This is a genomic window from Methanosarcina sp. UBA5 (assembly GCF_002505485.1).
Lineage (GTDB): Archaea > Halobacteriota > Methanosarcinia > Methanosarcinales > Methanosarcinaceae > Methanosarcina.
Map to the genome: position 1 here is coordinate 2,676 of NZ_DAVG01000025.1, position 1,803 is coordinate 4,478.

The following is a 1,803-nucleotide window of genomic DNA, read 5'->3' on the forward strand; positions in this document are numbered from 1 at the left end:
AAATTCCTGAAAATTAGAAAAAAATAACTCACAAATCTGACAAAATAAGGAGAATATGCCTTTTTTGCCAGATTTGATTCTATTCTCTACCATAAATATTTAGACTTAATTTATGGAAAGAACAGAATATAAGGCTTTAAGTAGGGATTAATAGGTTTTCTTTGTTTTGTATTCTTCCTTGCTCTAATTTGTTTTTCCTTTGCTCTAACTTGTGTTAATTCTTTGCTCGAATTTTCGTAATCCTTTACTCGATATAACTATAATCATTTCCGTACTTGCTACAGTTGACTATGTTTTATCTTCTTCTATAGAGGGACACTCCAAGAAGTCCAACTACTCCGTAAATCATTTCGAAGCCAGGCGACTTTGTGTTTCCATTCCCAGAAGTATTTGAGTCAGAAGTGTTTGAGCTTTGTGTCTGCTCAGACGTCTGTGTATCAGCGTTTGCTGCTGTACTTCCGTTATCCAGACCCTGAGTTTCAGGTTCGGATTGTGTATCATTCACAGTTTCTGTTACATTACTTTGAAGTTCAGGAGAAACACTTACGTTATCGCTAACGTTTGTTACTGTACTATTATTTTGTTCAATACCAGTAGATTCAGACTCTGTTCCATTCACATGTATTACTTCATTAGAAGTACTGACGTTATTGTTACTGCTACCGATACCGCCACTTATACTGCTGCGGTAGTGGCGGCTGCCGCTGCTGCTGTCGCTGTTGTCGTTAGCAATATTTTCGTCCCTTAAGTTTATTGTACTAACTTTTGAGACATCTCCAGCTTCGTTGCTTGCCGTGAGTTTTACTGTATAGTTTCCTGCCGAGGAATAAGCATGTGTTGGATTCTCATCGGTTGAAGTCGCTCCGTCTCCAAAGTCCCAGTTCCATTCATCTGCATTTTGCGACAGATCAGTAAACTGCACAGAGCCACTCGTATTGTCTGCATTAAAATCAGCTATAGGAAGATTACTACCTTCAGATCCTTCTCCCTGAGCAATTATTTGCTGAGTTTTTGAACTCCAGCCTTTTCCGTTGTTTACTACCAGGATAACATTATAATTCCCTGCAGTAGAGTAGTTATGCGTTGGATTCTTCTCTTTTGAAATACTTCCGTCTCCAAACTTCCAGAACCAGGAAGTTGCACCTGTACTGTTATCAGTAAATGATACATTCAGGGGGGCACTTCCAGAGGTAGTAGATGCAGAGAAATCAGCAACTGGCAGGCTTGAATTGTCCCTGTTGGCAGTTACATAAGCTACTTTCGTAAGTGTGTCATTTCCTTCAGGTCCCCATACTGCCAGCGTAACATTATAAACGCCAGGCTTTTTAATATTATGATGGGTTGTCATTTTTGCACTGCTGTAAGTTGTAGCTTCTGTTTCTACGTTTTTAAATATCCATTGCCAGTTAGTAACATTCCCGGTGACATTACCCGTAAACCTAGTAAGTAAAGTAACATTCCCATTTGTAACGTTAGAGGAAAAATCATTAATTGTTACATTGCCTGCTGCTAAAGCTGTGGGCATTAGTAGTATAACCAGAACTAATAAAACCATAGGCAAGAAAATTTTTTTCATATCGAGTTCTCCTCAGGACTGGTGCACTTGATGTGCAAAATAAAGCAAGAGCAAATTTATCCTGAACATTAATGTTCATGCAGCTTGAAGATTTATGCCGCTTAATTTTAGCTCAGTTGCTTAAGTCCCATTTTGTTTTGATTGTCTACTAGCTATCCGCCGTTTGACAGTCCCAAAATCGACTGACTTATATATAAAGCTATTTTTCAGAGTACTCAAAAAATGAT

Annotated in this window: 1 protein-coding gene; it reads right to left on the reverse strand. The window is 38.4% G+C overall.

Annotation, left to right across the window (positions count from 1 at the left end; translation table 11 throughout):
* Positions 1 to 295: 295 nt before the first annotated feature.
* Positions 296 to 1,576 carry a PKD domain-containing protein gene (locus BP621_RS02400; protein ID WP_292387765.1) on the reverse strand — a complete coding sequence of 427 codons (1,281 nt, stop codon included), beginning with the start codon at positions 1,574 to 1,576 and terminating at the stop codon, positions 296 to 298.
* Between the last annotated feature and the right edge of the window lie 227 nt (positions 1,577 to 1,803).